The following is a 24,002-nucleotide window of genomic DNA, read 5'->3' as shown; positions in this document are numbered from 1 at the left end:
GCCAGACTTTCATGACGCGCGCGACCATCGACGACGTTGCCCGCATCGCGGGCATATCGACCAAGACCGTATCGCGGGTGCTCAACAACGAACCGAATGTGCGCGATGTGGTGCGCCAGCGCGTGCTGTCTGCCGTCGCGGAACTCAACTACCGCCCGATGACGTCGGCGCGCAGCCTGGCGACCAACCGTTCCTTCATGGTCGGCCTGCTCTACGACAACCGCTCGCCCAGTTACATCATGGAAGTGCAGGCCGGCGTGCTGGAGGCATGCGAAGCGCAGCACTACAGCATGATGGTGCAGCCGCTGGTCTCGGCCGCGCCGGACTTTGTCGAGCGTGTCGACGACATCGTCTCGCGGCACCGGCCCGATGGACTGATCCTCACGCCGCCACTGACCGATCACCCCGAGCTGCTGGAATTCCTGCGCGGGAATCGACTGCCGTTCGCTTCGATCGCACCGCATCACCCCAAGGATTGCATCGGCGTGATCCTGCGCGAGCGCGAAGCCGCCGCGGCGATGGTGGATCACCTGGTGTCGCTGGGCCATCGCCGCATCGCGCATATTCTCGGTGATCCCGAACACGGCGCCGGCGTCTGGCGTCTGGCGGGTTATCGGGACGGGCTGGAGCGTGCAGGATTGAAGGAAGACCCGGCGATCATGATTCAAGGTCAATTTTCATTTGAATCGGGCGTCGCGGCCACGCGACAACTGCTGGCGCTGCCGCAGCGACCTACCGCTATTTTCGCGGCCGATGACGACATGGCCGTCGGCGCGATCTGGGCCGCTGCCGAAGCTGGCATATCGGTTCCTGGCGAAATTTCCATCTGCGGTTTCGACGACACCATGATCGCGACACAGGTGTGGCCACCCTTGACGACCGTGCATCAACCCGTGCGCGAGATGGGCCGGCGCGCCACCGAGGAACTGCTGCTCCGCGTGCTGGATAAGGGCGACGCCCGCATGGTCGAGGTCGACTACGAAATGCGCATCCGTTTCTCGACGGATCGCGCACCATAGCTGGCTCTGCCGCGTACCATTCGCCATGCACCACTGCCGACACTTTTCGGCAAGCCAGATCACCGATTCAGAGGAGTGTCCGCATGCCCGCCACATCTGATGCCACGAAGCCGGCCCGGAAGTTCCACTTCATTTCCGGCATGCCACGTTCGGGCAGCACGCTGTTGGCCGCCATCCTCAACCAGAATCCGCGGTTTCGCGCGAGCATGACCAGTCCGCTTGCCGACATCATGGGCGTGGTGATCGCCGAGGCCAGCAGCAAGAACGATTTTTCGTTCGACGTCTCCGATGATCAGCGCGTCGCCTTGCTGCGCGGGCTGGTCGAGAACTTCTACACGGGACACGCGGATGCGGGCATCGTGTTCGACACCAGCCGGCTGTGGTGCAGCAGGATGCCATTGCTCGACACGTTGTTCCCGGAGTCGAAGGTGATCGCCTGCGTGCGCCAGTTGCCGTGGGTGCTGGACAGCATGGAACGTCTGGTGCGCAGGCAACCGGTCGGCGTCAGCAAGGTGTTCCGGTTCGACACCAACACCACGGTGTACTCGCGCGTCGAGGCGCTGACCGATCCCAGGGGCATGGTCGGGTTTTCGTTTCAGGCGACCAAGGATGCGTTTTATGGCCACTACGCTCCAGGCCACCTGCTGCTGCTGACCTACGAAAGCCTGGTGAACAACCCGCCGGTGGCCATGCGCGCGGTCTACCAATTCATCGGCGAACCGTGGTTCGAACATGATTTCGACCACATCGCTTATAACGCGGACGAGTTCGACGCCCGCGTCGGCATGCCCGGACTGCACACCGTGCGCCCAAAAGTGGAGCCAATAGAACGCACATCCATCCTGCCCCGCGAAATCTTCGGTCGATTCGTGAACGAGTCGTTCTGGATGGATCCGAAGAACAACGTCAGCCAGGTGCCCGTCGTATAGAGCGGGCCATCGCTGGAAGTTTTTGCCGCGGCGCTGATCGCTTCCATCGATCAGAAAGTCAGACCTCCGCGAGACGTGCTTGCACCGAGAGCAGATGCATTCCATGGCTCTTGCTTAGCCGACGGATGTCACGTTCTGCGTGCGAAGAGTCGAGCGTCTCCGCTCACCTTGGCATTGAGGAGAATGCGCTCCAGACCATTGCGCAGCGCTGCCGCTTCTGAATCGCCAATGCCGTCCATGAGCATTTCGAGCGACTTGCAGTAGACAGGTGCTAGCTGCTCGGCCAATGAAGCGCCCTATTCAGTGATACGAACTTAAGACACACGTCGATCGTGTGCGCTCGCCAATCGAGTCGCCAACGACTGATCTACCAAGCAATCAACCAGGCGCGTGATGGCACTTGGTTGGAGCTTGTAGTGCTTCGCCAAGTCATTGGACGTCATGCCCTGATTGCCTTTGAGCAATAAAAGCATGCTTGCTTGCATACCAGTGATGCTCCGATTGCGTGAGTCTGGCGAGTGATGAAAGCCCAAATGGCTTTGTTGGTTCGCCCTGTCAGATCGACCAGGCTTTGCGGCTTTTCCGTACGAGGCTGAACGTGTCGAGAAAAAGTCATTCGTCCTTGACCTCTTTCAGAAGTTGCGATGCCGGCAGGCAGCGACAGGCAGGCCCGGAAAATCAGCTAAACCCTACTCAGCGTTCGATGAGATCGACACAGCAGTTTCGGTGGCAAAGTCTTTTTTATCTCCGTATCTCATGGAGCGCAGATGCCTCTTTCAGGACCGCGCAACCGAACGATGATTGGAGCGGAAGGTGGCGAGACGCTACGCCCGATGTGGTCTATCGCCTATCTCGTAAGTGAGCGCGCTGTTGCCAGGTGTGGAGAAATTGATGATCCCGGCCCGCGGTTGTCCACCCTCACTCAGGTCATGGTCCAAAGCTTCGCCTAATCTGTTGCCACAAACGTACCCCAAGAGCTGAAGCAGTGACTCGCGACGCATCGGCACGACGACGGAATGCAAGGTGAAGCTTCGACGCTCGGCCAAGTCGGTCACCTGCTCGAGTTCGCGCTGATAGGGATAAGCCATCAGGGCGAACAAGTAATTGACCTTGAAGAGGTTGACCGAATGGATGCCCGGTGCGCCTTCAAACGGAAAAGGCCGGAACCCTTGGTATTACCAAGTTTTCCGGCATTCTTTGGATGTTACTGGATAGGTTCTTGGTGGCTATGGGTGGAGGGGAAGCATAGCCACCGACCAACCTTAAAACCGAGCATATCCGCGGGTTCCCGCAACAGCGGTTAGGCTTAATGTAGCAGCAGATGCGGCACCGCATGTAGCGCTCGCCGTCCATGAGCAAATCGTGCGGCGCAAATTTCCGTTGGGGTATGAAAGGCTTTCAAATGGTCGGTCTCCCCCCTGCCCCCTTAGGGCTATTCGAGGGCCAAAGGGACACTCGAACGACCGGCTCTGCGCGGCGCACACCGTTCCCGTAAGCTAAACGCCAACTTAATGGGGTTCGCTTAGAGCGAATTATTGTCGCGGAAAGCATTCGTGTGTGCTAATTTGTAATTGTCGTGACGGGGATCTTCTTGCACGGTGTGAGTTGCTAGTCGACTCGAGGGACGAACAGTCCCAAATGTTCCTGCGGCGACCTCATCCCGACACATGTGTGGTGAGGAAAGACGGGGGATTCAGGTGGCTCCGGCAAGGGCTCGGAGCCGTGGATTGGTGGAGGGATAAGCTGACGTTTCCCCGCTTCTGGAGTGGCAAGGGGTGCCAATTTCGGCACTACACCAGAGGCTAAGACCATGAGTAGTAACGGTCGGAAACACGACAAACGTCGGTGGTTGCTGTCATACCTCAAACGCATGTTGCGTACGAGGTGGTTTTTCAGGTTTGTCGTCACAGTTGTATGGAGGGTCTTTGATCACTTCACACGCTGATGATTATGACGATGAAGCGGAAAGATAGAAGGCACGGCAACACCCTCCCTTAGTTCAACCCGGCGCGGTTAGCGCGACATCGAGGCAATCCTGAGGAGCCATGCTAGACAGAGCATTAAAAACGGTGAGAGAGGTCCATCAGATTCGACAAGCCGATCTTGCAGATCAGCTGGGAATCTCAAAGTCTCACCTCTCAGAGCTGGAAAGTGGGAAGAAGGCCGTTTCCATCGAGTTGTTGAAGAAATATGCCGGTATCTTCGATGTCCCACCCTCTACCTTCCTCAGTTTCATGGAAGCTCTCGAGGGAGAGTCTGAGCGAAGGCGCGAAAGAGCAAAAAAGCTTCTCCGTGTCCTCGAGTGGACTTTGGACAAAGATGATGACGCCCAAGCGCACTAGCGTTAAGAAGGTATACGACGTCAGCGCGTCGCCACTCTTTGGAATCCGGTCAAAGAAGCGATTAGCCGAAATCCTGTTTTGGTCGGGGTCTCCGAGCAGCATGCTGGGCTTCGCTCGAAAATCCAGCAACTACAACCGCTATACCGACCGCAGTAAGCCCGAGAAGCCTCGACTGATAGAGGCGCCTCAAGAGCAACTCAAGAAGTTTCAGAAACGCATTGAGGAGCTCTTGAAACGTACTGAAATGCCGGACTACCTTCACTCGGGCATACCTGGCAGGTCGTACCTCACATGCTCTGCGGCTCATCGTGAAAGCGAAGGGTGCACAGTGACGTTAGACATTTCGGGGTTCTACCTCGCTGTCTCTCAAGACCTGATCGCGCGGCTGTTCATCGTGACGTTCAAGTGCGCACGCGACGTCGCGGAGCTGTTAGCACAACTTCTTTGTTGCGACGGTCATCTCGCGACGGGTAGTCCCGCAAGTCCCCTGCTTTCGTTTCTCGCCAATAGAGAGGGGTTTGACCAAATCGCACTGCATGCAAGTCGAAGAGGCGGCGTCTTCACCTTGTACATTGACGACATGGCGATGACCGGGAAGGGAATCGGCACGGCCGATATCAAGTGGATCACCCAGGTTCTTGAACGAGCCGGCTTCACCATAAACCGACCTAAGACTCGGTTGTTTCTAGCCTCGGCAGCACGTCTCATCACCGGACGAGTCATCTTCAACGGGCAGAGCCGAGCACCGAATCGCCAGCATCAGAAGATGAAAGCTGCCCTCGACGCCTCGAAGGCGTTTCCGAAAGACGCGGTGCTGAAAGCCTCAGCTATAGGGCGTATTAGGCACGTGGCGCTGCTTGACGACGCGAGAAGAAATGACATGCGGGCGGACGCAAAGCGACTCGTCCCGCCGCGTCGATGAATATTGACCGCGCAACTTTATAGCGCAAGCGCGAGTGGGGTATAGTTCGGACTAACGAGCGTTACGCCGAACTATACCCCCGAGGACTTCATGAAGCTTGTCAGCTATCTCCGCGTGTCGACGAAGAAACAGGGAGACAGCGGATTAGGCCTCGAAGCGCAACGAGCAGCCATCGAGTTCTACGCGGCTCAGCGGCAGGGCAATGTCATTCAGACCTTCGTGGAGGTCGAGAGCGGCAAGCTCAACCAGCGCCCTGAACTGACCGAGGCGCTGCATCTGGCCAAGGTTACCGGCGCGACTTTGATCATCGCCAAGCTTGATCGACTCTCTCGCAATGCTGCGTTCCTACTGGCCCTTCGAGATAGCGGTGTTCGCTTCGTAGCGGCCGATATGCCCGATGCCAACGATCTGACGGTGGGCATCATGGCTCTAGTGGCGCAACAAGAGCGCGAGGCCATATCCAAGCGAACCAAGGAGGCCCTAGCGGCCGCCAAGGCGCGTGGTGTACGCCTAGGGAACCCTAATGGGGCGCAAGCTCTTGCGATGGCCGGGAAGGGCAACGCAGCGAGCCTGATGGCCATCAAAGCTACGGCTGACACTCACGCACTCAATCTTAAGCCTGTAGTCCAAGCGTTGGCTGCAGAGGGCAAGACCAGTCTGGGCGCGGTAGCTCAAGCCCTTAACGAGCGCGGGATGCTGACGCCTCGTGGAGGAAGGTGGCACAAGACCACCGTTCGAAATCTGTTCGCCCGGATAGGCTAGGCCGACTAGCCGCGTCACAAGCCGACAATGTTGCAGCCCAAAGCGTAATAACATACGATCCCCGCCCATCTTCTTCGTACACCCCTACAGGCATGCACTCGCACCTCCGGGTGCGGGGTGTCGAGTTTTAGTCAGGCAGGGCAACGTGGCGAAACGAGTAAGCAGGCAAGCCACAGCGGAGCTTGATGACGAAGAGCCGACGGAGCGCTTGTTCGACCCGTCCCGACTGCCAATCTCTTCCGAGCTTCAGTCCTACATCGCTGACGAGCTGAAGAGAATCATCGCGTTTGAGGCGAAGACAAAGCGCCGAGTTCGACTCAGGAAGGTCGAGGACCACAAGCGCTTTGAGAGGGTAGTTAGCGCCATCCTCTGTGACCTGGCACATGCTCACTTGGAAGAGCGGGGAAGTTGGCGCTATGCAACGTTCTCCAAAGAGATACTTGGGCGTGCAGGTCGTGGACCAGACTTCATTACGGAGACCTTTCCGGGGATCGTGCGGCTCTTGAGTGAACCAGCCATTGCTCTAGTTGAGTACGAGCCGGGAAGGTACTCGCCGTTCGGAGGCCGCTGCACAACTCTCCGGGCGGGCAAGATCCTCCGTTCGGCCATACGTAAGCACGGCTTCCACTTCGGAGACCTCAAGAGCGACCTAGCGCTGCGTGGTGAATCCATTCGACTCCGAGGACCGAAGCAGGAAGGAAAGAAGCGTGGCGCCGTCATGCTTGTGCCCCTTGGCGAGCCAGCAGACGGCTTCCGCCGCGAAGTGGACCAACTCAACCAGTGGTACGACAAAGCGGACCTCGCGTGCGATGTGCTGCCCGATGGGCGTCGCTGCGACCTCTCCAGCCGCTACCTGCGGCGACACTTCAACAACGGGCGCATGGACCATGGTGGCCGTTTCTTCGGAGCGTTCTGGCTGGATATGAAGGCAGCTCACCGACTGCAGTGCCTAACCATCAACGGCGAGCGCGTTGTCAGTCTCGACTTTGGTCAATGCGCTGTTCGAATTGCCTACGGCCATGCAGGCGTCTCGGTACCTGCTGGTGATCTCTACGGGGTCGGCAACCTGAGCCGCGACGGTGTGAAAAAGGTAATGAACGCCCTTCTGCACAGTTCCAAGGAGCTGTCTCGTTTCCCTAGGGACACTCGTCCCGACTTCGGTCCGGGCTTTGGCTTCCATCAGGTAGTCCGAATCATTCAAGCACGTCACGCACCCATCGCCCATCTGTTTGGCACTGGCTTCGGCATGACGGGATTCTTCATCGAGAGCCAAGTGATCGTGAAGAGCCTGCTTGAGCTGATGGACATGGGCATTGTCGCTCTCCCTGTCCATGACTGCGTGGTCGTCCCGCGTAGCGCCGCACTCGCAGCAAGAGACGTTCTGCTGAAGACGTTCACCGAGGTCACAGGAGCAGTGGGAGAGGTAGAAATGGAACAAGACAAGTACGCAACCACACGACTCCCACAGTAGCTCCCGATGACCTCCTTCGATGCTGCTGTGCCGCCCCTACTAGGTGAATCATTAACTGCCCTTTGAGGGGGTCATAAGGACACCCACGGGGTCTCGCAAGCCGAGCCGTTAACGAGTCAATGACGGATAGCACATGAGCAGTTCAGCACAACGCCAACAGCGCATCTCCAGCCTGCGCAAACGTATCTCGGGACCGCAAGACACCTATGAGCGCTGCAGGGTCTACCCGTGCACCAACAGCACCACGGCGGACCGTGGTGAAGGCCTCAACCGCCTGTACTGCCGCAAGCACATCGAGTTCTATCGGCGTCATGGCAGCTACGTCAAACGAAGCTACAGCGCGAGTGAGTTGCGGCCTTTTCGCCTTGAGGCTCTGGCAGCTCTCAAGACGGCCTGCGGGGCACAAGATGTCATGCTCGCGGTGGCTTCTGTGCGCAAGCTCTACAGGGCGGCAGGAGCGCCCATTGAGGCCTTCAGGTTGCCCGGCAAGAGTCCTAGGGAGCGTGCGCAGGCAACGTGGGCGCAGCTTCGCCAACGTGAGGTCGATCCTCTTGAAGTCGTAGCGGCTTGGGTCGCAGTTCAACGCCAACTGAGTGAAGACCCTCAACCGGATCGGCACGAGGAGTATCGGCATGTGCAAGTCGCAAAGCTGATTCACCGCATGGCAGGTGGCGCCCACAAGCGATGGGAACACCAGCGCGCTGACGGCGGGACCGTGGTCACTACGCTCCACAAGCACCCGATCAGTCGCGGGCGCGTTCTCCGAGTACTGGGCAGCCAAGCAGCCAAGGCCTGCGAGTCAGTCACCTTGACCGTCCGTTGCGGCGGCTGACCTTACTCGGCGGCTTCAACTACCGCCGCCGCTGCAGCAAGCGCCCTGGCTTCGCCGTCACCCTTGCGCTCGCTGTAACGGTCCACGAGGTAGTTGCTACGGTCGCGAATCATCAGGGTGAATTTGAACAGCTCCTCCATCACGTCCACCACGCGGTCGTAGTACGCCGAGGGCTTCATGCGCCCCTCGTCGTCGAACTCCAGCCAAGCCTTGGCGACAGAGGACTGATTGGGGATGGTCACCATGCGCATCCAACGGCCCAGCAAGCGCAGCGCATTGACCACGTTGAACGACTGTGAGCCACCACACACCTGCATCACTGCGAGGGTGCGGCCTTGCGTCGGGCGCACGCTGCCATCCTCCAGCGGTAGCCAGTCGATCTGGTTCTTGAACACACCAGTCACCGCGCCGTGGCGTTCGGGACTCACCCACACCTGACCCTCGGACCACAACGACAACGCGCGCAACTCTTGGACCTTGGGGTGGCTCGCCGGCACGCTGTCGAGCATCGGCAACTCGCGAGGGTCGAACACTCGTGTATCGGCACCAAGACACCGCAGGATGCGCTCCGCCTCCAGCGCGAGCTTTCTACTGAAAGCCTGCGGTCGGAGAGATCCATAGAGAATCAGGATGCGCGGTGGGTGGTCCGCGCCAACGGGCACCGACAGCTTGGCCACAGTGGGTATGTCCATCGCTTCGAGCGTGATGTTCGGCAGGTCGTGTGACTTCATGAAAGCTTGTCCTGTTGCATCAATTCGACGATTCTACCATTATGGAAATATCGAACACCAACGAACCCTTGAGCGCACCCAATGAACCCTTGCCGCGTCCTCTTCATCTGCACGGGCAACTCCGCTCGTAGCATCCTCTCCGAAGCGACCCTCAACCACCTGGGCAACGGTCGCTTTGAAGCCTTCAGCGCCGGAAGCCAGCCAACCGGGCGGGTGAATCCGTATGCGCTCGACACTCTGGCAGCGGCTGGCTTGCCATGCGGGAACCTATCGAGCAAGTCATGGGACCAGTTTGTCAGCGAGGATTCTCCACCACTAGACATCGTGATTACGGTTTGCGACAGCGCGGCCAAGGAACCGTGTCCCGTGCTCTTCGGGGACTTCGTGCGCGCCCATTGGGGACTTGCTGATCCGGCTGGTGCCACGGGTAGCCCTGCGGCTATCGGAGAGGCGTTCCGGGACGCACATGCGTTGATCACGCGTCGCATCGAAGCGATGCTCAAGTTACCGGTCGAAACGATGGGTAAGACGGAGCTGAAGGCGGCGCTTGATGGCATTGGCGAGATGACTGAAAGTAGGACCGTCCTGTGAGTCAGATCACGCCTCAATCTGTTGCGCCCGCGCAGCCCAAGGCCGGCTCCATAGGTTTCTTTGAGCGCTACCTGACCGTCTGGGTGCTGCTGTGCATCGTGGTGGGGACGTTGCTCGGCCATCTGCTGCCGGGGGCCTTCGGTGCCATCGGCGCCATGCAGGCAGCGCACGTAAACCTCCCTGTGGCCGTGCTGGTCTGGCTCATGATCATCCCGATGCTCCTGAAGATCGACTTCAGTGCGCTGGCCGGCGTGCGCAAGCAGTGGAAGGGAATAGGCGTCACTCTGTTTATCAACTGGGCGGTGAAGCCCTTCTCGATGGCCCTGTTGGGCTGGATTTTCATCCGCCATGTGTTCGCAGCGTACCTCCCTGCGGCTCAGCTGGACTCCTACGTAGCGGGCCTGATTCTCTTGGCGGCTGCGCCTTGCACCGCGATGGTCTTCGTGTGGAGCAACCTGTGCGGTGGCGAACCCAACTTCACGCTCTCGCAGGTGGCGGTGAACGACGCCATCATGATCGTTGCCTTCGCGCCTCTCGTTGGTCTGCTGCTTGGTATCTCCGCGATCATCGTCCCGTGGAACACCCTGATTCTCTCTGTCGTGCTGTATATCATCGTGCCCGTTCTCATCAGCCTCGCGCTGCGTCGCTGGCTACTGGCGAGCGGTGGTCCGGCAGCGCTACAAATCGTACTCAGCCGAATGGGACCAATCTCACTCGTTGCCCTGCTGCTGACGTTGGTGTTGCTCTTTGGTTTTCAGGGACAACAGATACTCGCGCAGCCCCTGATCATCGCGATGCTCGCCGTGCCGATCCTCATCCAGGTGTATTTCAACTCGGGCTTGGCCTACCTGCTTAATCGAGTCTTCGGTGTGCCGCATTGCATCGCTGCGCCTTCCGCGCTGATCGGTGCAAGTAACTTCTTCGAGCTGGCCGTTGCCACGGCGATTGGCCTGTTTGGCGTGCACTCCGGCGCGGCGCTGGCCACCGTGGTTGGTGTACTCGTCGAGGTGCCCGTGATGTTGTCAGTGGTCCGCATCGTCAACGTTAGTAAGTCTTGGTACGAAGCGCGCAGCGTCTAACTGGAGGTCACCATGCAAGGCCAATACAACGTGCTGTTCGTGTGCACCGGAAACTCGGCGCGCAGCATCCTCGCCGAGGCAACGACAAACCACTTCGGGCGGGGGAAGTTTCACGCGTACAGCGCCGGCAGTCACCCCAAGGGCTTCATCTATCCCGAGACGTTGGAAGTACTGCGGGCCGTGGACTTACCGACCGAAGGGTTACACAGCAAGAGCTGGCATGAGTTCACGAAGCCTGATGCGCCCGCTATGGACTTCGTGATTACGGTCTGCGATCACGTGGTGGGTGAGGCTTGCCCTGCATGGCCCGGCGCGCCCATCACGGCGCACTGGAGCATCCCTGATCCCGCCAAGGCCCAGGGTGATCCCCAGAAGGTGGTGAAGGCCTTCCTGCTAGCCCGCAACCTCCTGCAGCAACGCATCAGCCTGCTGCTGAACTTGAACGTCGCCGCGCTAGACCGGCTTGCGGTATCGAGCCGACTAGAGGCAATAGGCGAGCCATCAGACCCTTGAGACGCGCCATCGGCCCCTCAGGAACTACACTCACTCATGCTGCACCACGACCCTCACGGCCAAGGCAATGAAGAGCACACAAGCAGTCACCATCCTCTCCGCGCTCGCTCAAGAATCGCGATTGGCGGTCTACCGTCTGTTGATCGAGCATGCGCCTGACGGGTTAGCAGCGAGCGCTATCGCCGAGAAGCTGGGCGTACCCAACGCGACGCTCTCATTCCATCTCAAAGAGCTGTCCCACGCCGGCTTGGTAGTCAGTCGGCCGAGCGGTAGGTTCGTGTACTACTCGCCCGTGATCAAAGCCATGAACGGTCTCATCGGCTACCTGACCGATCACTGCTGCAGCCAATCAGGCGGGGATTGCGGCGTCGCCCAAGATGTCTGCGAACCCACCAAGGCAAAGGACTCCAAAGCAGTATTGCGCCCAAAGCAGCGCAACGAAGCCGCGTAATGGTTCAGACAGGCAAGACTAATAGAGCGAGGACGTCCAGCAACTTCGGCAAGCTGCTTCTCTTGCCGTACCTGCCCGTTGTGATGTTGTCGTTCTCGTGACCGGCAAGCTCTGCGATGTGATACTCAGGAACTCCCAAGTCCTTCAACCTCGTCGTCATCGTGCCTCGGAAACTCTGGACTTTCTTCTTCGGGTCGGTGACCCCGGCACTGCGCAGCCAGCGTGTGAGTTGCTTCGACAGCCGGTCAACATTTCCCCTTTTGTCGTTAGCCGTGTACCGGACACGTTCGGGAAAGAGAAACTCCCCACTACAACTCTCGGCGAACGCCAATATGCCGAGGTCTAACAGCCGTGGATGAATCGGCACGACGCGAGTGCTGCCGTCCGTCTTGAGAGTCTTATGGCTCGGCTCATCCGACTCCTCATTGAAGTCGAACACAGGTATTCCCTGGTCCACTCTGATGTCGACTTTTCTCAGCTGGGCCGCCTCCCCCATACGGCAACCGGTTAGCGCCATGATCCTTGGCACCCATAGACCGTAAGGCTCTTTGGAACGCTTCGCGGCTTCAGAGAAAAACGCCACTATGTCGGCGTCGTCGAAGGCCTTCCGAGCATCTTGGGCGCGCCCTTCCTCCACCTCGCGGAGTATCGTGGCTGGGCTTTGGGCGATGTGATCGTGATCAGCGGCCCAACGGAACAAAGTTCGCACGTGCTGGTAATGCTTGTTCACGCTTCGCGGTTCGAGCCTGTGCGTTGTAGCGTCGCCCTGCACCTTGCTTAATACCTCGCGAGCTGTCAGGCCGGGATACCTTTTAGTCATGTTGGCCGGTAGCCGTGTGATGTCGAGGCCGAGTTGGCGGACGTGATCCTTAGAAACCTCGTGGATAAATGGATCTCCCAGAAGGCCAGCTATGAGCTGGAATATCTTCTTGCTCTGCTCGGCAGTCTTGGGTGTCCACTTGCCCTGCGCGATACGCTCTTCTGAGTACATGGCGCAGACAGCAGAGACCCTCGGACTCACTTTAGCCTTCGGCTGCGGCGCTGCCCCAAGTCCTCTGGTGGCCGCCTCGGGACGCCTCAATGGCTCGCCAGCAAGCGCACGAAGCTCCGCATGGGCAGAGTGCAGCTGCGCCTCGATCAAGCGTCTCGCGAGCTTACGGTGCGCTATAGCCTCGGCCTCCGGCGCCATCCCCACGGCCAGCTCTATCGTCGAGGAAACATCGGCAGCAGCCAAGGCCTGAGAGAGTTCGTGACAGCGCTCATTGAGTTGCGAGGAATAAACGTCAAGGCCGCCAGCGGTCCAATCAAGCGCGAGACGGTCTTCAATCTCGTCGAACGTGGCCGCGAGGTAGCGCTGCGTCAGTTCGTCCAGGTCACCTTGCTTCATTGCGCGCCCATGCCTTCTCAACAAACTGAGCAGGGTGCCGATATGCGGCTCCCATAGCAAGTTCTTGCGCCCGGCTTCGCGTCGGTCCGTCGTCCTGAGGCTCTTGGTGATCTCAACACGGCCTAGAAGGCCCTGAAGGTCACGAGGAATGACTATGCGGGAGGTGAAGTATTTCTGTCTGCGCTGTAGCACTTTATGTAGCACTCGCTGTAGCACTCGGCCAAAACGGTGCGGCGATGCTAAGAAACCAATTCGTGTCAGTGGATTAGACACAACTGGTGGCTATGGGTGGACTCGAACCACCGACCCCAGCATTATGAGTGCTGTGCTCTAACCAGCTGAGCTACATAGCCTTGGGAATCCCGATTCGACGGGTTCGGAGCGAACCGTGCGGGCGCGGAAGTGTAGTGGTAGCGCTGATACGGTTCAAGCCTCGCGCTTGCTGCCACTTTGCGCGCCGTGGTTGAATCCACCGCAGGACCGACGTGGTTTTTCGCGTCAAGGGCCCAGGAGGCGACATGATCGACATCGATGGCTATCGTCCGAACGTCGGCATCGTGCTGCTGAACGAGGCCGGCCAGTTGTTCTGGGCGCGTCGAGTCAATCGCGACGGCTGGCAGTTTCCGCAAGGCGGCATGCGCACCGATGAAACGCCATTGGAAGCCATGTACCGCGAGCTGGAGGAAGAAACCGGCTTGGCCCCGCAGCATGTCGAGGTGATTGCGGCCACGCATGGATGGCTGCGCTACAAATTGCCCAACCGTTATGTGCGCCACCACCAGCGCCCGACGTGCATCGGCCAGAAACAGGTCTGGTTTCTGCTTCGGCTCGTCGGCAGCGAAGAGGCGTTGAAACTCGACGCCTGTGAAAAACCCGAGTTCGATATCTGGCGTTGGGTAGATTTCTGGTATCCGGCGGCGCATGTGGTCAACTTCAAGCGTCAAGTCTACGAGCGCGCCCTGCGCCATTTCGCGCCGATGGTCGAAGGGCTTTGCAGCCTTCAACTTGGCACAACACCACCACGGGAAACAGGAGACGACTCGATCGACCGTCCCCGTCCTGGTTGGGAAGCCGCCTGAATCACCTGTCCGCCTTGTTGCGGGCAACTTATTGACAATCATTCGCATCCGCGTTCTCATACGCGCATGTACATCTGCCTGTGCAACGCCGTCACCGATCACGACATCCGCCGAGAAGCGGCCGATGGCGTGCGTTCGTTTGCGCAATTACAGGCCCGCACCGGTTGCTCCGACTGCTGCGGCTGCTGCGAGCAGGAAGCTCGAGTGACGCTTGATCGAGCTGTCGAAAGCTTGATCCACCGGCTGCCGATCGTCGTCGCCTGACATTGCGCGCGAACCGATGGCGCGCTCGATACAACCACCTCTGCGCGGTTCGCAATTCGACTCAACCCGCGAGAAAACCATAGCCATTCGCATTCCGCCAGCGCTTGCCTGGAGTACGTATAGTTCCCGCAACTTATCGTTCGGCGGAGACAGTCATGAAGGGTGATGCCAAGGTCATTGAGTTCCTCAACAAGGTGCTCTACAACGAGTTGACCGCGATCAACCAGTATTTTTTGCATTACCGCATGCTTAAAGACTGGGGTTACACCGAACTGGCCGAGCATGAGTACAAGGAATCGATCGAGGAAATGAAGCACGCCGATCACTTGATCGAGCGCATTCTTTTTCTCGACGGCCTGCCGAATCTCCAACATCTGGGCAAACTGCGCATCGGCGAAAACGTGCTCGAAACATTGCAGGGCGATCTCGATCTGGAAATGGCCGCCGTGCAGGATCTTCGTGCAGCCATCGCGCACAGCGAAGGCATCTCCGATTACGTCAGCAGGGATTTGTTCAAGGACATTCTGCATGACGAGGAAGAGCACATTGACTGGCTCGAAACGCAGTTCAGCCTAATCAAGGACATCGGTGCCGAGCGTTACCTGCAGAGCAAAATACAGAGCTGAATTTCCCGAGACCCGGCACGAGCGCGATGGAAGCGTGCGCTCGTTCCTTGACGCGTTGATCGCGGCAGGGCTATATCTTCGTTCTTTGCCGGAAAGCCCTCCATGGCTTCACGACCACCGCCGCGTTTCGTGGTGCGCCGGCACGACGACATGGATTCTCGACGACGCTGGTTGTGGCTGGGGGCTGCGTGGCTCGGCAGTCTGGTATTCACCGCTTTCTGCGCAAGCTTGCTGGCTCGACACGCCTCGCCAGCAGCCGTAACGCAGCGGCAGCAACATGCTGAAAGCGTCGAACTGGACGGCCTCAAACAGCAGATCGCCAATCTTCAGCGCGCGGCTCAGGTCGATGACGTCGCGACCCGTTCGCTGCGCGGAACCTTGGCGCAGCGCGAGGAAGAAATCAGCGGCTTGCGTGCGGACCTCGGGTTCTATTCCCGACTGGTGGGCGGCGACGCCCAACGCCAGGGTCTCAAATTGCAGGAAGTGAAGCTGCAGCCGATTACCGGCTCGCGCGGCTGGAATCTCATCCTGAGCCTGACCCAGAACGCCAAACGTGGCGACGAAACCACCGGCAATGTCGTGGCCAGCGTCGAAGGTCTGCGCGGTGACAAGGTGGTTCAACTCGATTGGGCGGCGCTGGGCGATACATCCCAGAAAGATGGGCTGCCCTTTCACTTCATGTATTTCCAGCAATTGCAGGGCACCATGGCGATTCCGGCCGATTTCCGGCCGACCCAGTTGCAGATCCGCGTCCAGCCGCATGGCGAAGAGCCCATCGTTCGAACCGTCGCATGGGGCGACGCGTTGAACGGCAACATCATCAGCACAGCTCAGGGGAATCACGATGCTCAACCGTAGGCGCAACGAGCGCAGCAACACCAGCCACGAAACGAGCCTTATCGCGCGCGGTACTGTCATCCGCGGCGACTTGCGTTTCAGCGGCGCCTTGCATCTCGACGGCCGCATCGAGGGAACTGTTTTAGGGGAGGGCGACGATGCCATCCTCACGTTGAGCGAATTCGGACAGGTTCAGGGCGAAATTCGCGTGCCTCATGCCGTGATCAACGGACACGTAACGGGCGACTTGCACGTGAGTGCGCGGCTGGAACTGGCTCCGCAGGCGCACATCGACGGCGACCTTCGCTACCACACACTCGAAATGAGTGCCGGCGCGCAGGTCAACGGCAGGATCTCTCGACAAGTCGAGGAAGCGCAGCGCGAACTGCCGGCGCCTGTCGCGCTGGAAGAAACCGCCGCGGCCTGAAGCAAAGTATGCTTGCGCTTGTCTGCCACGGCCCCATCTGAAGTACATGGAAACCATCGTCACCATTCCCGACTATCGCAACAGCGGCGCGCCACTGCTGTTCACTGAAGCCGCCGCGCACAAGGTGCATGAACTCATCGCCGAGGAAGGCAACCCCGGGTTGAAGTTGCGGGTCTACATCACCGGCGGCGGCTGCTCCGGATTCCAGTACGGCTTCACCTTCGACGAGGCCCAGGCCGAAGATGATTTTGCGATTGAGCGCGAAGGCGTAACGCTGCTGTGCGATCCACTCTCGCTGCAGTATCTGACTGGCGCGAAAATCGACTACGCCGAGAATCTCAGCGGCTCGCAGTTCGTGATCAGCAACCCGAACGCCAAGACCACGTGCGGCTGCGGCTCTTCGTTTTCGACCTGAGCGGCACTCATGGATCAGATGCCATCGCCGCGCATCAATACCTTCGCGGGGCTCAGCCTCGTACTTGATCGACAGGCCGAACACCGTGACAAGGCTGGGTGGATCGACGAGCAACAGCGTTCCGGCAACACCCGCTACGTTCTTCTCGATGGCGCCGGCGAAGCATTTCTTCGCCGCGACGCCATCGCCTTGCGCTGGATCGATGCCAGCGATCGCACAAAACTTCTAGATGATATCCCTGCGACTTTTCTCGGTGTCGCCGAAGGCCATACGTATTTCATGCTGGCGATCGACGATCCTAATCGCATCGATGCGCTGGAAGTTGCACTTGATGCGCGCCGCATGGGCCTTCGTGTCGCAGGGCTTGAACTGATCGCCATGGAAGCCGGCCTGTTCGCATACGCCAAGGGCTTGGCTCATTGGCAGCGCGAAAACAGACATTGCGCCTACTGCGGCGCATCCGTGCAGTTGGTCGCTGCAGGTCATCGCGCGCAGTGTGCGAATCCGGAATGTGGCCGCCTGCATTTCCCGCGTACCGATGCGGCCGTCATTATGCTCGTCGAACATGCTGGCGCCTGCCTTCTGGGGCGTCAGGCTGGCTGGCCGGCTGGCCGGTATTCCACGCTTGCCGGTTTTGTCGAACCCGGCGAATCGCTGGAAGACGCTGTGCGTCGCGAAGTGGCCGAAGAAGCCGGCGTGATCGTCGGAGAGGTGCATTATCACTCTTCGCAACCGTGGCCGATGCCCGCATCATTGATGGTGGGCTTCATCGCGACCGCCACGTCACGCGAAATCATCATGCGCGACGACGAACTGGAAGACGCACGCTGGTTCACGCCACAGCAGATTGTCGATGGTCTGGCAGACGGAACCTTCGTTCCTTCCACGGCACTGTCGGTGTCTTACCAGTTGCTGTCGCACTGGCTCATGCTTCGTGCGGGACTGAGTCTGGACAGTCTTATCGAAGTGTCCGATCGGCCATGATGTCGCGTTGATTGGCGTCGATACGGCCTGAGCAAGCCAGCCTGCGCCGAAAGGATTTCGTCGCATACAATGTCGACAACGTTCCACGAGCTAGCAGCATGGCCATCAGCCTACTCACCGCCCTCATCGCTCTTGGATTGCTCCACTTCTTGCCGCAACTTGCGCAGGCGCGCGACTTCGGCTGGTTTCGACGTTGGGTAAGACAGCTGTCCGATACCAGCGGATTCGGGCGCGTGCTTCTTGCCATTTTGCTGCCCGTGATCGTGTGCGTGGTGCTGATGTGGTTGCTTGATCGCTTGCCGATCGGCGACCTTTTGCAGATGATTTTCTCGCTGGCCGTGTTGTTGTATTGCTTCGGTCCGCGCGAGTTCGAATCGGATCTCGAAGCGATCCTGCATGCGCCCGACGGCGCCAGTCGTGAGGCTGCGGCGCAGCATCTTTCCGACGATGGAAACAGCATCGCTTGGAACGCGCCGGATCTCGGCGTCGCCATCGCATACGCCGCACTGCGTCGGCGCTTCGCGGTACTTCTATGGTTTTTTCTGTTGGGACCGGCGGGTGCTTTGCTTTACAGGCTTGCGCAGACGCTGAGCCGGGATGAGTCGTTGTCACTGGATAACGGCAGCCGGACTGCGGCGGGGTATCTGGCAAACACACTCGACTGGCTGCCAGCTCAGTTTATGGTGTTCACTCTCGCGATCGTGGGTCACTGGGACGCCGTAATCGGTGCATGGCGCCAGTGGCACAAACAAGCAGCGCCCACGAGCTGGTACAAGTCGGGCCCGGAATTTCTAGGTGCTGCGGCACAAGCGGATGTTCTCGTGGACATCGAGGCGGGCGATGGCTACGCCGAAGAACGCAGCGACCCGCTGGTCGAACTGATCCGCTTGCGTGCGACCTTGTTGCGCGCTCTGCTGGCGTGGTTGAGCGTGGTCGCGTTGATCGTCGTCGGTGGCTGGCTCGGCGACTAACGCAGCCGTGCGTTCCTGACAGCTTATGGAGAATTCCCGCGCAACGCGCGGATTCGTGATTCGAGACCCGTTGCTTGTACGGTTTCGGTTATCGGAATAGCGGCGTCGATAATCAGTTCCACGTGTGCACGGAATCGCCGCGGCAATCGCGCCCTGCTCAGCGTGGAATCGCGCCGACTCCACATGCTGCCCCACAAACCGCGCAACGCCATCGGCACGACGGTTACCGGGCGACGTTGCAGAATTTTTTCGACGCCGGACCGAAATGGAGCAATCTCGCCATCACGCGTGAGCGCACCTTCGGGGAAAATGCAGACGACCTCACCTGCCGCTAGCGCATCATCAATGGCATCGTAGGCAGTCTGGAGCACCGTGGGATCTTCCTTGTGTCCCGCGATTGGAATGGCTTTCGCAGTTCGAAACACGAAACGCAGCAGAGGCACGTTGAAAATTTTGTAGTACATGACGAAACGAACCGGACGGCGGAGATTCGCCATCAGCAACAGTGGATCCATGTAGCTCACATGGTTGCAAACCAGCAGCACGGCGCCTTCTTCGGGGATGTTTCGCGCTCCGTCGGTTCGCACGCGATAAAGCGTATTCACCAGCACCCAAGTGATGAACCTCATCAGGAATTCGGGAACCAGGGTGAAGATGTAGACCGCGACCAGCGCGTTGAGCACGGCCGTCACCAGGAAAATTTGCGGTATGCCCAGCCCCATCGAACCAAGGCCGAGCCCGAAGCCGGCAGCGGCACAAATGAAGATCGCATTGACAATATTGTTGCCGGCAATCACGCGAGACAGGCGATCGCGCGGGGTGCGGCTCTGGATGAAGGCAAACAGCGGCACCACGTAAAAACCGGCAAACATGCCGATCAGCGCGAGATCCAGCGCAATACGCCAATTGCCGGAGGAATGCAGAAATTCCATCCAGTTCAGCCCATGCGTCAGCGCCGCATTTGGGCGCGCGAAAAAAAGATCGATCCCGAATATGGTCAGACCGAACGCGCCCAGAGGTACCAGTCCGACCTCAACCCGACGTCCCGACATCCGCTCGCACAAGAGAGAGCCGATGCCCGTTCCAATGGAGAAAAGCGTCAACACCAGGATATTGACCGAGCCATCGCCGCCAAGATTGATCCGCGTAAAGGACGGCAGTTGGGCTGTAAGCACAGTGCCAAAAAACCAGAACCAGGAAATGCCGAGTACGGCATTGAACACGGCGCGGTCCTGACGGGTGATGCCCAAGACGCGACCTGTTTCACTGAACAAATTCCAGTTGAACTTCAGGTCAGGCGCGGTTGCCGGCGCCGTCGGAATGGCGCGGCTCACCAGATACCCAGCGACTGCGATGGCTGTCGTCACGCCACCAGCGAGTAGTGTTCCAAAGCCGGCAACTTGCATCAGGCTGCCGCCAACGATCATCCCGATCAAGATGGCCAACTGCGTACCGGTCTCGATCAGGCCATTGCCACCGACCAGTTCATTGGGCTGTAGCGACTGCGGGAGAATCGCATACTTGATCGGGCCAAACATTGTCGAGTGCATGCCCATCAAAAACAGGACCACAAGCAGCATCGATGTGTGATGCGTATAGAAACCGAATGCCGCAAGCAGCATGGCGCCTATCTCGAACAACTTCACATAGCGGATGATCCTGCTCTTTTCGTACTTCTCTGCCAGCTGGCCCGCCGTTGCGGAAAAGAGAAAGAACGGAATGATGAAAAGCGCCGGCGCCAAGTTGGTATAGAGCGACACGCTCCGGTCATCCAGCCTCATCTGAAACGCAACCAGCATCACCAGAGCATTGCGGAACGCGTTGTCGTTAAAAGCGCCGAGGGCTTGTGTCCAGAAGAATGGTGCGAATCGACGTTTGCGGAGTAACGCGAATTGGCTCATGTGGCGCCCTTGATAATTAACGTTCGCGCTGGCTCATCAGACTTTCCTTGCGAGAACTGATTCTGATAAATCGCTCGACACGACAAGTGTCACGACCTTGAACTACCTTTGGCCGTGTCCAGATACGCCAAAAAAAGCCGCTGGGGTTACCAGCGGCTTTCTTGAAGCTACAACGATGTAGTTATCGCGTCAAAGCATCAGAAGTCGTACGTGACACCAACACGAACGTAGCGCGGGGTCTGCGCGGTATAGGGCCTCAGGTAACTGATGTTCAGGCCATCAATGGCGCCGCCGTTATCCGGATCCGGTTTGGAATTGCCGTAGATGGCATAAGTCTGCGTGGTCTTCTGCTGATTGAGCACGTTGTAGACAAATACATTGAACGCCAATTTTTTGTCAGCCCATTCCGGGCGGTACTCGCCACCCAGGCTGAGCGTATAGGTCCAAGGATTGTGTGTCTTGCCTGGCGACCACGGTGAACCGTTGCAGAAGTGGTGATAGTCACCATAGCCGAGACCCGGGTAGGTCTGGTCGGCGCCGTAGGCACCCAGGCAGGTGCGTGGCGAGCCGGACAGAACCGCCAAGTTGCCCGACACCATCCATTCTGGAGTCAACTGATACGCGCCGAAGGCCTTGAGCTGATGGCGGCGATCGTTGGACAGGTCGCCATTGGCGTAATCCATTACTGCAGCGTAATCCCAGTCCACCGTGGCCGACACGTCAGTCTGCCCGATGTCCGAGCGCACCTGGCCTTCGCTGTTGCCGTAGCTCTTCGAGTACAGGTAGTCGATCTTGCCGAACCACTTGCCATCGAAGGGATGCTCCAGGTACATGTCCAAGCCGTAGTACTTGCGCTTCAGGTTGGTGTTGAAATGGAAGTCATTCTTCCAATCCATTGCCACGCTGTAATAGCCACCGCCGACCTTCGGAATTTCGAAGATGTTGGTGGCACCAGGATTGATCAAATAGCTGCCTTGGATCGTCCCGATGGTGGCAGGATCGATGCCCATCGCAGCCATCTTGGCGGCAATGGACGGGGAGTCGCCGACATCATCGATCGCGTTACGCAGATCGCGATACGTGGCCTTGGCACCGTATACCCAGGTATCACCCAGCTTCTTGTCGAAGCCAAATATGTACTCGTCCTGGTACTCGGATTTCAGGTTCGTCGCCGCTGCCGTCTTCGGGTCGCGCGGGATACCGTATTCCAAGTTGGCTGAGATCGGACCGCCGGTGCTGGTCTGGATCGGTGTCAGACCTGTCGGGGTACCATTGGCATCAATGCCGCTGTAGGTGAAGTATTCACGAGTGTACAAAGAAGCACCGGCGGAGCGCTGGGCTACGCTAGCAGGCATCGCCAAATAATAACGACCGGCATTGCCATAAACCTTGAAGCTCGAGTCACCATTGACATCCCAGCTGAATCCGATGCGTGGTGCCCATTGCGGGCTGGTCAGACGCAGATAAGGCACGCCGACGCCGTTGTAGTTGGTGAACTGGTCATTGCGCAGGCCGGCCTTGATCAACCAGCGATCGCTGACCTGCCAGGCGTCCTGGATATATTGCGCATGCTGATTGACGCGCACCGAAGCGCTGGCGCTTTGGATATAGCGAGCCACGTAGTAACCGTTCGAGGCAGAACCAGGCGCCTGTACCCACGGACTCAACTGCCAGTCGGCCCCGGTTTCCGGACCACCAATGATGTAAGTCGTTGCCGAGCCCTTGTCGTATTCCCAGGCATAGCCCGGGCCACCCATCACCACGCCATCGTCCACGTCTGCCACGTTCTGGTTATCAATACCACCGGTAATGGTGTGATCGCCCAGCTTGTAGCTCAAGTCGATGCGCAGGTCCGTCGTATGCGTCTGGTGCTCCGGATCGGAAACCTGGATAACATTCTGGGCGTTCCGGATAACGTTGCCTCCGTTATATGCCGGGTTCTCGTTTTCCGGAGTAAACAGATACGTATTGGACGCGTCATAACCCGGCGTGTTGCTATACAGCGTGCCCTTCATCTTGCCGTACAGAGCCGTCAAGGTCAGATCGTCGGTGATGTAGCTGGTGAACTTGGCCGAAAGCAGATCTTGGGCGACTTTGGTAGAGGTGGCATAGCTGCTAAATCCGGTGTCCTTGTGCGTGACCGGACTCCACGAGTTGACCGTGCCCTGAAATGATGATTTGTCGGAGGCGCCGGTAAGCTCAAGGATATTGCTGTCGGTGATGTTCCAATCGATCTTCGTGTACCACTTCGGGTTATCGTAGCGTTCGTGAGTGTCTTTGTTCGTGCTTGCAACGCCCCCGACAGGCGCATTGAAGCCGCCGTGGCCTTCCACGCGCTCGGCCTCAACCGCAGCGAAGAAGAACAGCTTGTCTTTGATCAGCGGGCCGCCGATGTAAGCATCAACTGTGGTTGTCCACGACTTGTTGTCATTACGATACTGGCGGAGCGCACCCCGAGTACCAGCCTTGTCTGGATTCAGATCCGCCCGCGAATTCACGTAGTAGAAATTGCGTGGATCGTTCTGCAGATCGGTTGGGGTCCACTGTATGGCGGCGCCAAAATGCCATTCGTTGGTGCCGCGCTTACCGATTTGGCTGATCACACCACCATCGGAACGACCATAAGCAGCATCGTAGCCGCCGGTCAGAATTTCCTGCTGATCGATGGCGCCATAGGGGAGCGTGAGGCCGCCAAAGCCGCTGATCGGATCGGTGGTATTGAAGCCGTTGAGGTAGTAGGCATTCTCAGTCACCGACGAGCCGCCAAATGAAATTACTGCCTGGCCTTTGGCGTTGGTGAACAGACCCGATCCCGAAACAACACCCGGCGCCAGCAATGCAATTGCTTCGGCGCTACGGGCGATCGGCAACTTGGCGAGCTGCTCAGAAGTAATGACCGTGCGCGAATCAACCGCGCTGACGTCGATAGTCGGCAATGCATTGGCCTGGACCGTGACGGCGCCCAGATTCTGCGCATTCTGCGTACCTGCAAAGGAAACTTCAGTGCCCGAGCCGACACGTAATGTGACGTTTGAGCGCGAATCCACGGCCTGACCATTGTGTTGCAAGGTCACGGTGTAGTCGCCCAGCGGCAAAGCGCTGGCGGTATAGTGGCCCAAAGAATCGATGGCAACTTGGCGATTTACGCCGGAGGTGCTTTTGATCTGCACTGTTTCGCCGCTACCGACTGCTACCTGGCCAAATATGGAGCCGGTCGTCGACTGAGCCAGAACATTGCCAGTTCCGATCAGGCAAAGCCCAAGACCAATGGCGAGAGAAGTACGACGCAGCTGGCTCGTGGTCAAATTTTTACGCGAATTCATACGTGATGACTCCCCATGGTTCGGCCCGAACTGTCCGGGCGCATGAAACTTTTCTGTGTCCGTTACATCTAAAGCCCGGAGTTGAAGCCGGATCTATACCGCGCGGTCCACAAATGGATTAAAGTTGTGCTACGCGAGTTCTGCAT

At 58.6% G+C, this 24,002-nt stretch carries 23 protein-coding genes and 1 tRNA gene; 18 read left to right on the top strand and 6 right to left on the bottom strand.

Features of this window, described 5'->3' with window-relative positions:
- Window positions 1-11: 11 nt before the first annotated feature.
- Together GSQ73_RS04475 and GSQ73_RS04470 are read left to right on the top strand one after the other, a co-directional pair.
- The gene (locus tag GSQ73_RS04475) at window positions 12-1,019 is read left to right on the top strand and encodes a LacI family DNA-binding transcriptional regulator (RefSeq protein WP_158881355.1); all 1,008 of its coding nucleotides are present in this window, start codon (window positions 12-14) and stop codon (window positions 1,017-1,019) included.
- An 83-nt stretch (window positions 1,020-1,102) separates the two neighbouring features.
- A complete protein-coding gene (locus GSQ73_RS04470) occupies window positions 1,103-1,948 on the top strand; it encodes a sulfotransferase (protein ID WP_158881353.1) in 846 nt (281 codons plus the stop codon).
- A gap of 2,138 nt (window positions 1,949-4,086) precedes the next feature.
- Here GSQ73_RS04470 and GSQ73_RS17980 read toward each other — a convergent pair.
- Window positions 4,087-4,392, bottom strand: a complete 306-nt coding sequence (locus tag GSQ73_RS17980; RefSeq protein WP_254063263.1) for a hypothetical protein — start codon at window positions 4,390-4,392, stop codon at window positions 4,087-4,089.
- Between GSQ73_RS17980 and GSQ73_RS04455 the strand changes: the two genes are divergently transcribed.
- The 4 genes from GSQ73_RS04455 (at window position 4,391) to GSQ73_RS04440 (ending at window position 8,277) form a co-directional block, all read left to right on the top strand.
- On the top strand, window positions 4,391-5,212 hold the full coding sequence (locus GSQ73_RS04455; RefSeq protein WP_216844717.1) for a reverse transcriptase family protein: 822 nt from the start codon (window positions 4,391-4,393) through the stop codon (window positions 5,210-5,212). The genes GSQ73_RS17980 and GSQ73_RS04455 overlap by 2 nt on opposite strands.
- 90 nt (window positions 5,213-5,302) lie before the next feature.
- Window positions 5,303-5,974: a recombinase family protein gene (locus tag GSQ73_RS04450; protein ID WP_158881345.1), complete on the top strand. Its 672-nt coding sequence runs from the start codon at window positions 5,303-5,305 to the stop codon at window positions 5,972-5,974.
- A gap of 208 nt (window positions 5,975-6,182) precedes the next feature.
- A complete protein-coding gene (locus GSQ73_RS04445; protein WP_158881343.1) occupies window positions 6,183-7,445 on the top strand; it encodes a hypothetical protein in 1,263 nt (420 codons plus the stop codon).
- Between the two features lie 133 nt (window positions 7,446-7,578).
- Entirely contained in the window at window positions 7,579-8,277 is a 699-nt protein-coding gene (locus GSQ73_RS04440; RefSeq protein ID WP_216844716.1) for a hypothetical protein, read from the top strand.
- Between the two features lie 2 nt (window positions 8,278-8,279).
- Here the strand turns inward: GSQ73_RS04440 and arsH are convergent, their stop codons facing one another.
- On the bottom strand, window positions 8,280-9,008 hold the full coding sequence (gene arsH, locus GSQ73_RS04435) for an arsenical resistance protein ArsH (protein ID WP_158881341.1): 729 nt from the start codon (window positions 9,006-9,008) through the stop codon (window positions 8,280-8,282).
- Between the two features lie 81 nt (window positions 9,009-9,089).
- Here arsH and GSQ73_RS04430 point away from each other — a divergent pair, with 81 nt between their 5' ends.
- The 4 genes from GSQ73_RS04430 to GSQ73_RS04415 all read left to right on the top strand — a co-directional run bounded on the left by GSQ73_RS04430 (window position 9,090) and on the right by GSQ73_RS04415 (window position 11,642).
- Window positions 9,090-9,599: an arsenate reductase ArsC gene (locus GSQ73_RS04430; RefSeq protein WP_158881339.1), complete on the top strand. Its 510-nt coding sequence runs from the start codon at window positions 9,090-9,092 to the stop codon at window positions 9,597-9,599.
- A gap of 50 nt (window positions 9,600-9,649) precedes the next feature.
- Window positions 9,650-10,678: an ACR3 family arsenite efflux transporter gene (gene arsB, locus GSQ73_RS04425; protein WP_158881750.1), complete on the top strand. Its 1,029-nt coding sequence runs from the start codon at window positions 9,650-9,652 to the stop codon at window positions 10,676-10,678.
- 12 nt (window positions 10,679-10,690) lie between these two features.
- Complete coding sequence (locus tag GSQ73_RS04420; RefSeq protein WP_158881337.1) at window positions 10,691-11,191, top strand: arsenate reductase ArsC; 501 nt, start codon at window positions 10,691-10,693, stop codon at window positions 11,189-11,191.
- A 67-nt stretch (window positions 11,192-11,258) separates the two neighbouring features.
- Complete coding sequence (locus GSQ73_RS04415) at window positions 11,259-11,642, top strand: metalloregulator ArsR/SmtB family transcription factor (protein ID WP_158881335.1); 384 nt, start codon at window positions 11,259-11,261, stop codon at window positions 11,640-11,642.
- 4 nt (window positions 11,643-11,646) lie between these two features.
- Here the strand turns inward: GSQ73_RS04415 and GSQ73_RS04410 are convergent, their stop codons facing one another.
- Both GSQ73_RS04410 and GSQ73_RS04405 read right to left on the bottom strand, forming a co-directional pair.
- Window positions 11,647-13,029: a site-specific integrase gene (locus tag GSQ73_RS04410; protein ID WP_158881333.1), complete on the bottom strand. Its 1,383-nt coding sequence runs from the start codon at window positions 13,027-13,029 to the stop codon at window positions 11,647-11,649.
- Window positions 13,030-13,305: 276 nt separating this feature from the next.
- Window positions 13,306-13,382 (bottom strand) — tRNA-Met (locus tag GSQ73_RS04405).
- 165 nt (window positions 13,383-13,547) lie between these two features.
- Here GSQ73_RS04405 and GSQ73_RS04400 point away from each other — a divergent pair.
- From GSQ73_RS04400 to GSQ73_RS04365, 8 genes are all read left to right on the top strand, one after another.
- Window positions 13,548-14,108, top strand: coding sequence for an RNA pyrophosphohydrolase (locus GSQ73_RS04400; RefSeq protein ID WP_158881331.1), 561 nt, complete (start codon window positions 13,548-13,550; stop codon window positions 14,106-14,108).
- Window positions 14,109-14,174: 66 nt separating this feature from the next.
- Complete coding sequence (locus GSQ73_RS04395; RefSeq protein WP_158881329.1) at window positions 14,175-14,372, top strand: (2Fe-2S)-binding protein; 198 nt, start codon at window positions 14,175-14,177, stop codon at window positions 14,370-14,372.
- A 155-nt stretch (window positions 14,373-14,527) separates the two neighbouring features.
- A complete protein-coding gene (gene bfr, locus GSQ73_RS04390; RefSeq protein WP_158881327.1) occupies window positions 14,528-14,998 on the top strand; it encodes a bacterioferritin in 471 nt (156 codons plus the stop codon).
- A gap of 102 nt (window positions 14,999-15,100) precedes the next feature.
- Window positions 15,101-15,856, top strand: a complete 756-nt coding sequence (locus GSQ73_RS04385) for a DUF6776 family protein (protein ID WP_158881325.1) — start codon at window positions 15,101-15,103, stop codon at window positions 15,854-15,856.
- On the top strand, window positions 15,843-16,262 hold the full coding sequence (locus GSQ73_RS04380; RefSeq protein ID WP_158881323.1) for a polymer-forming cytoskeletal protein: 420 nt from the start codon (window positions 15,843-15,845) through the stop codon (window positions 16,260-16,262). The genes GSQ73_RS04385 and GSQ73_RS04380 overlap by 14 nt, the downstream gene beginning before the upstream one ends.
- A gap of 46 nt (window positions 16,263-16,308) precedes the next feature.
- The gene (gene erpA / locus GSQ73_RS04375; protein WP_158881321.1) at window positions 16,309-16,677 is read left to right on the top strand and encodes an iron-sulfur cluster insertion protein ErpA; all 369 of its coding nucleotides are present in this window, start codon (window positions 16,309-16,311) and stop codon (window positions 16,675-16,677) included.
- A 9-nt stretch (window positions 16,678-16,686) separates the two neighbouring features.
- Window positions 16,687-17,661, top strand: a complete 975-nt coding sequence (gene nudC / locus GSQ73_RS04370) for an NAD(+) diphosphatase (protein WP_158881319.1) — start codon at window positions 16,687-16,689, stop codon at window positions 17,659-17,661.
- A 98-nt stretch (window positions 17,662-17,759) separates the two neighbouring features.
- On the top strand, window positions 17,760-18,632 hold the full coding sequence (locus GSQ73_RS04365) for a beta-lactamase induction protein (protein ID WP_158881317.1): 873 nt from the start codon (window positions 17,760-17,762) through the stop codon (window positions 18,630-18,632).
- A 23-nt stretch (window positions 18,633-18,655) separates the two neighbouring features.
- Here the strand turns inward: GSQ73_RS04365 and GSQ73_RS04360 are convergent, their stop codons facing one another.
- Complete coding sequence (locus GSQ73_RS04360; protein WP_158881315.1) at window positions 18,656-20,533, bottom strand: MFS transporter; 1,878 nt, start codon at window positions 20,531-20,533, stop codon at window positions 18,656-18,658.
- Between the two features lie 197 nt (window positions 20,534-20,730).
- A complete protein-coding gene (locus tag GSQ73_RS04355; protein WP_158881313.1) occupies window positions 20,731-23,856 on the bottom strand; it encodes a TonB-dependent receptor in 3,126 nt (1,041 codons plus the stop codon).
- Window positions 23,857-24,002: the final 146 nt, after the last annotated feature.

Origin of the sequence: Rhodanobacter sp. L36 (assembly GCF_009765755.1) — a bacterium.
Taxonomy (GTDB): domain Bacteria; phylum Pseudomonadota; class Gammaproteobacteria; order Xanthomonadales; family Rhodanobacteraceae; genus Rhodanobacter.
Note: the sequence above shows the minus strand (reverse complement) of the source record. Positions and strands in the feature narration are given on the sequence as shown.

Bases quoted from the DNA above. Each gene is read 5' to 3' on its own strand.
- GSQ73_RS04475 (WP_158881355.1), top strand. From the start codon at position 12: ATGACGCGCGCGACCATCGACGACGTTGCCCGCATCGCGGGCATATCG.
- GSQ73_RS04470 (WP_158881353.1), top strand. From the start codon at position 1,103: ATGCCCGCCACATCTGATGCCACGAAGCCGGCCCGGAAGTTCCACTTC.
- GSQ73_RS04455 (WP_216844717.1), top strand. From the start codon at position 4,391: ATGCTGGGCTTCGCTCGAAAATCCAGCAACTACAACCGCTATACCGAC.
- GSQ73_RS17980 (WP_254063263.1), bottom strand. From the start codon at position 4,392: ATGCTGCTCGGAGACCCCGACCAAAACAGGATTTCGGCTAATCGCTTC.
- GSQ73_RS04450 (WP_158881345.1), top strand. From the start codon at position 5,303: ATGAAGCTTGTCAGCTATCTCCGCGTGTCGACGAAGAAACAGGGAGAC.
- GSQ73_RS04440 (WP_216844716.1), top strand. From the start codon at position 7,579: ATGAGCAGTTCAGCACAACGCCAACAGCGCATCTCCAGCCTGCGCAAA.
- arsH (WP_158881341.1), bottom strand. From the start codon at position 9,008: ATGAAGTCACACGACCTGCCGAACATCACGCTCGAAGCGATGGACATA.
- GSQ73_RS04430 (WP_158881339.1), top strand. From the start codon at position 9,090: ATGAACCCTTGCCGCGTCCTCTTCATCTGCACGGGCAACTCCGCTCGT.
- GSQ73_RS04420 (WP_158881337.1), top strand. From the start codon at position 10,691: ATGCAAGGCCAATACAACGTGCTGTTCGTGTGCACCGGAAACTCGGCG.
- GSQ73_RS04415 (WP_158881335.1), top strand. From the start codon at position 11,259: ATGAAGAGCACACAAGCAGTCACCATCCTCTCCGCGCTCGCTCAAGAA.
- GSQ73_RS04410 (WP_158881333.1), bottom strand. From the start codon at position 13,029: ATGAAGCAAGGTGACCTGGACGAACTGACGCAGCGCTACCTCGCGGCC.
- GSQ73_RS04400 (WP_158881331.1), top strand. From the start codon at position 13,548: ATGATCGACATCGATGGCTATCGTCCGAACGTCGGCATCGTGCTGCTG.
- GSQ73_RS04395 (WP_158881329.1), top strand. From the start codon at position 14,175: ATGTACATCTGCCTGTGCAACGCCGTCACCGATCACGACATCCGCCGA.
- bfr (WP_158881327.1), top strand. From the start codon at position 14,528: ATGAAGGGTGATGCCAAGGTCATTGAGTTCCTCAACAAGGTGCTCTAC.
- GSQ73_RS04385 (WP_158881325.1), top strand. From the start codon at position 15,101: ATGGCTTCACGACCACCGCCGCGTTTCGTGGTGCGCCGGCACGACGAC.
- GSQ73_RS04380 (WP_158881323.1), top strand. From the start codon at position 15,843: ATGCTCAACCGTAGGCGCAACGAGCGCAGCAACACCAGCCACGAAACG.
- erpA (WP_158881321.1), top strand. From the start codon at position 16,309: ATGGAAACCATCGTCACCATTCCCGACTATCGCAACAGCGGCGCGCCA.
- nudC (WP_158881319.1), top strand. From the start codon at position 16,687: ATGGATCAGATGCCATCGCCGCGCATCAATACCTTCGCGGGGCTCAGC.
- GSQ73_RS04365 (WP_158881317.1), top strand. From the start codon at position 17,760: ATGGCCATCAGCCTACTCACCGCCCTCATCGCTCTTGGATTGCTCCAC.
- GSQ73_RS04360 (WP_158881315.1), bottom strand. From the start codon at position 20,533: ATGAGCCAATTCGCGTTACTCCGCAAACGTCGATTCGCACCATTCTTC.
- GSQ73_RS04355 (WP_158881313.1), bottom strand. From the start codon at position 23,856: ATGAATTCGCGTAAAAATTTGACCACGAGCCAGCTGCGTCGTACTTCT.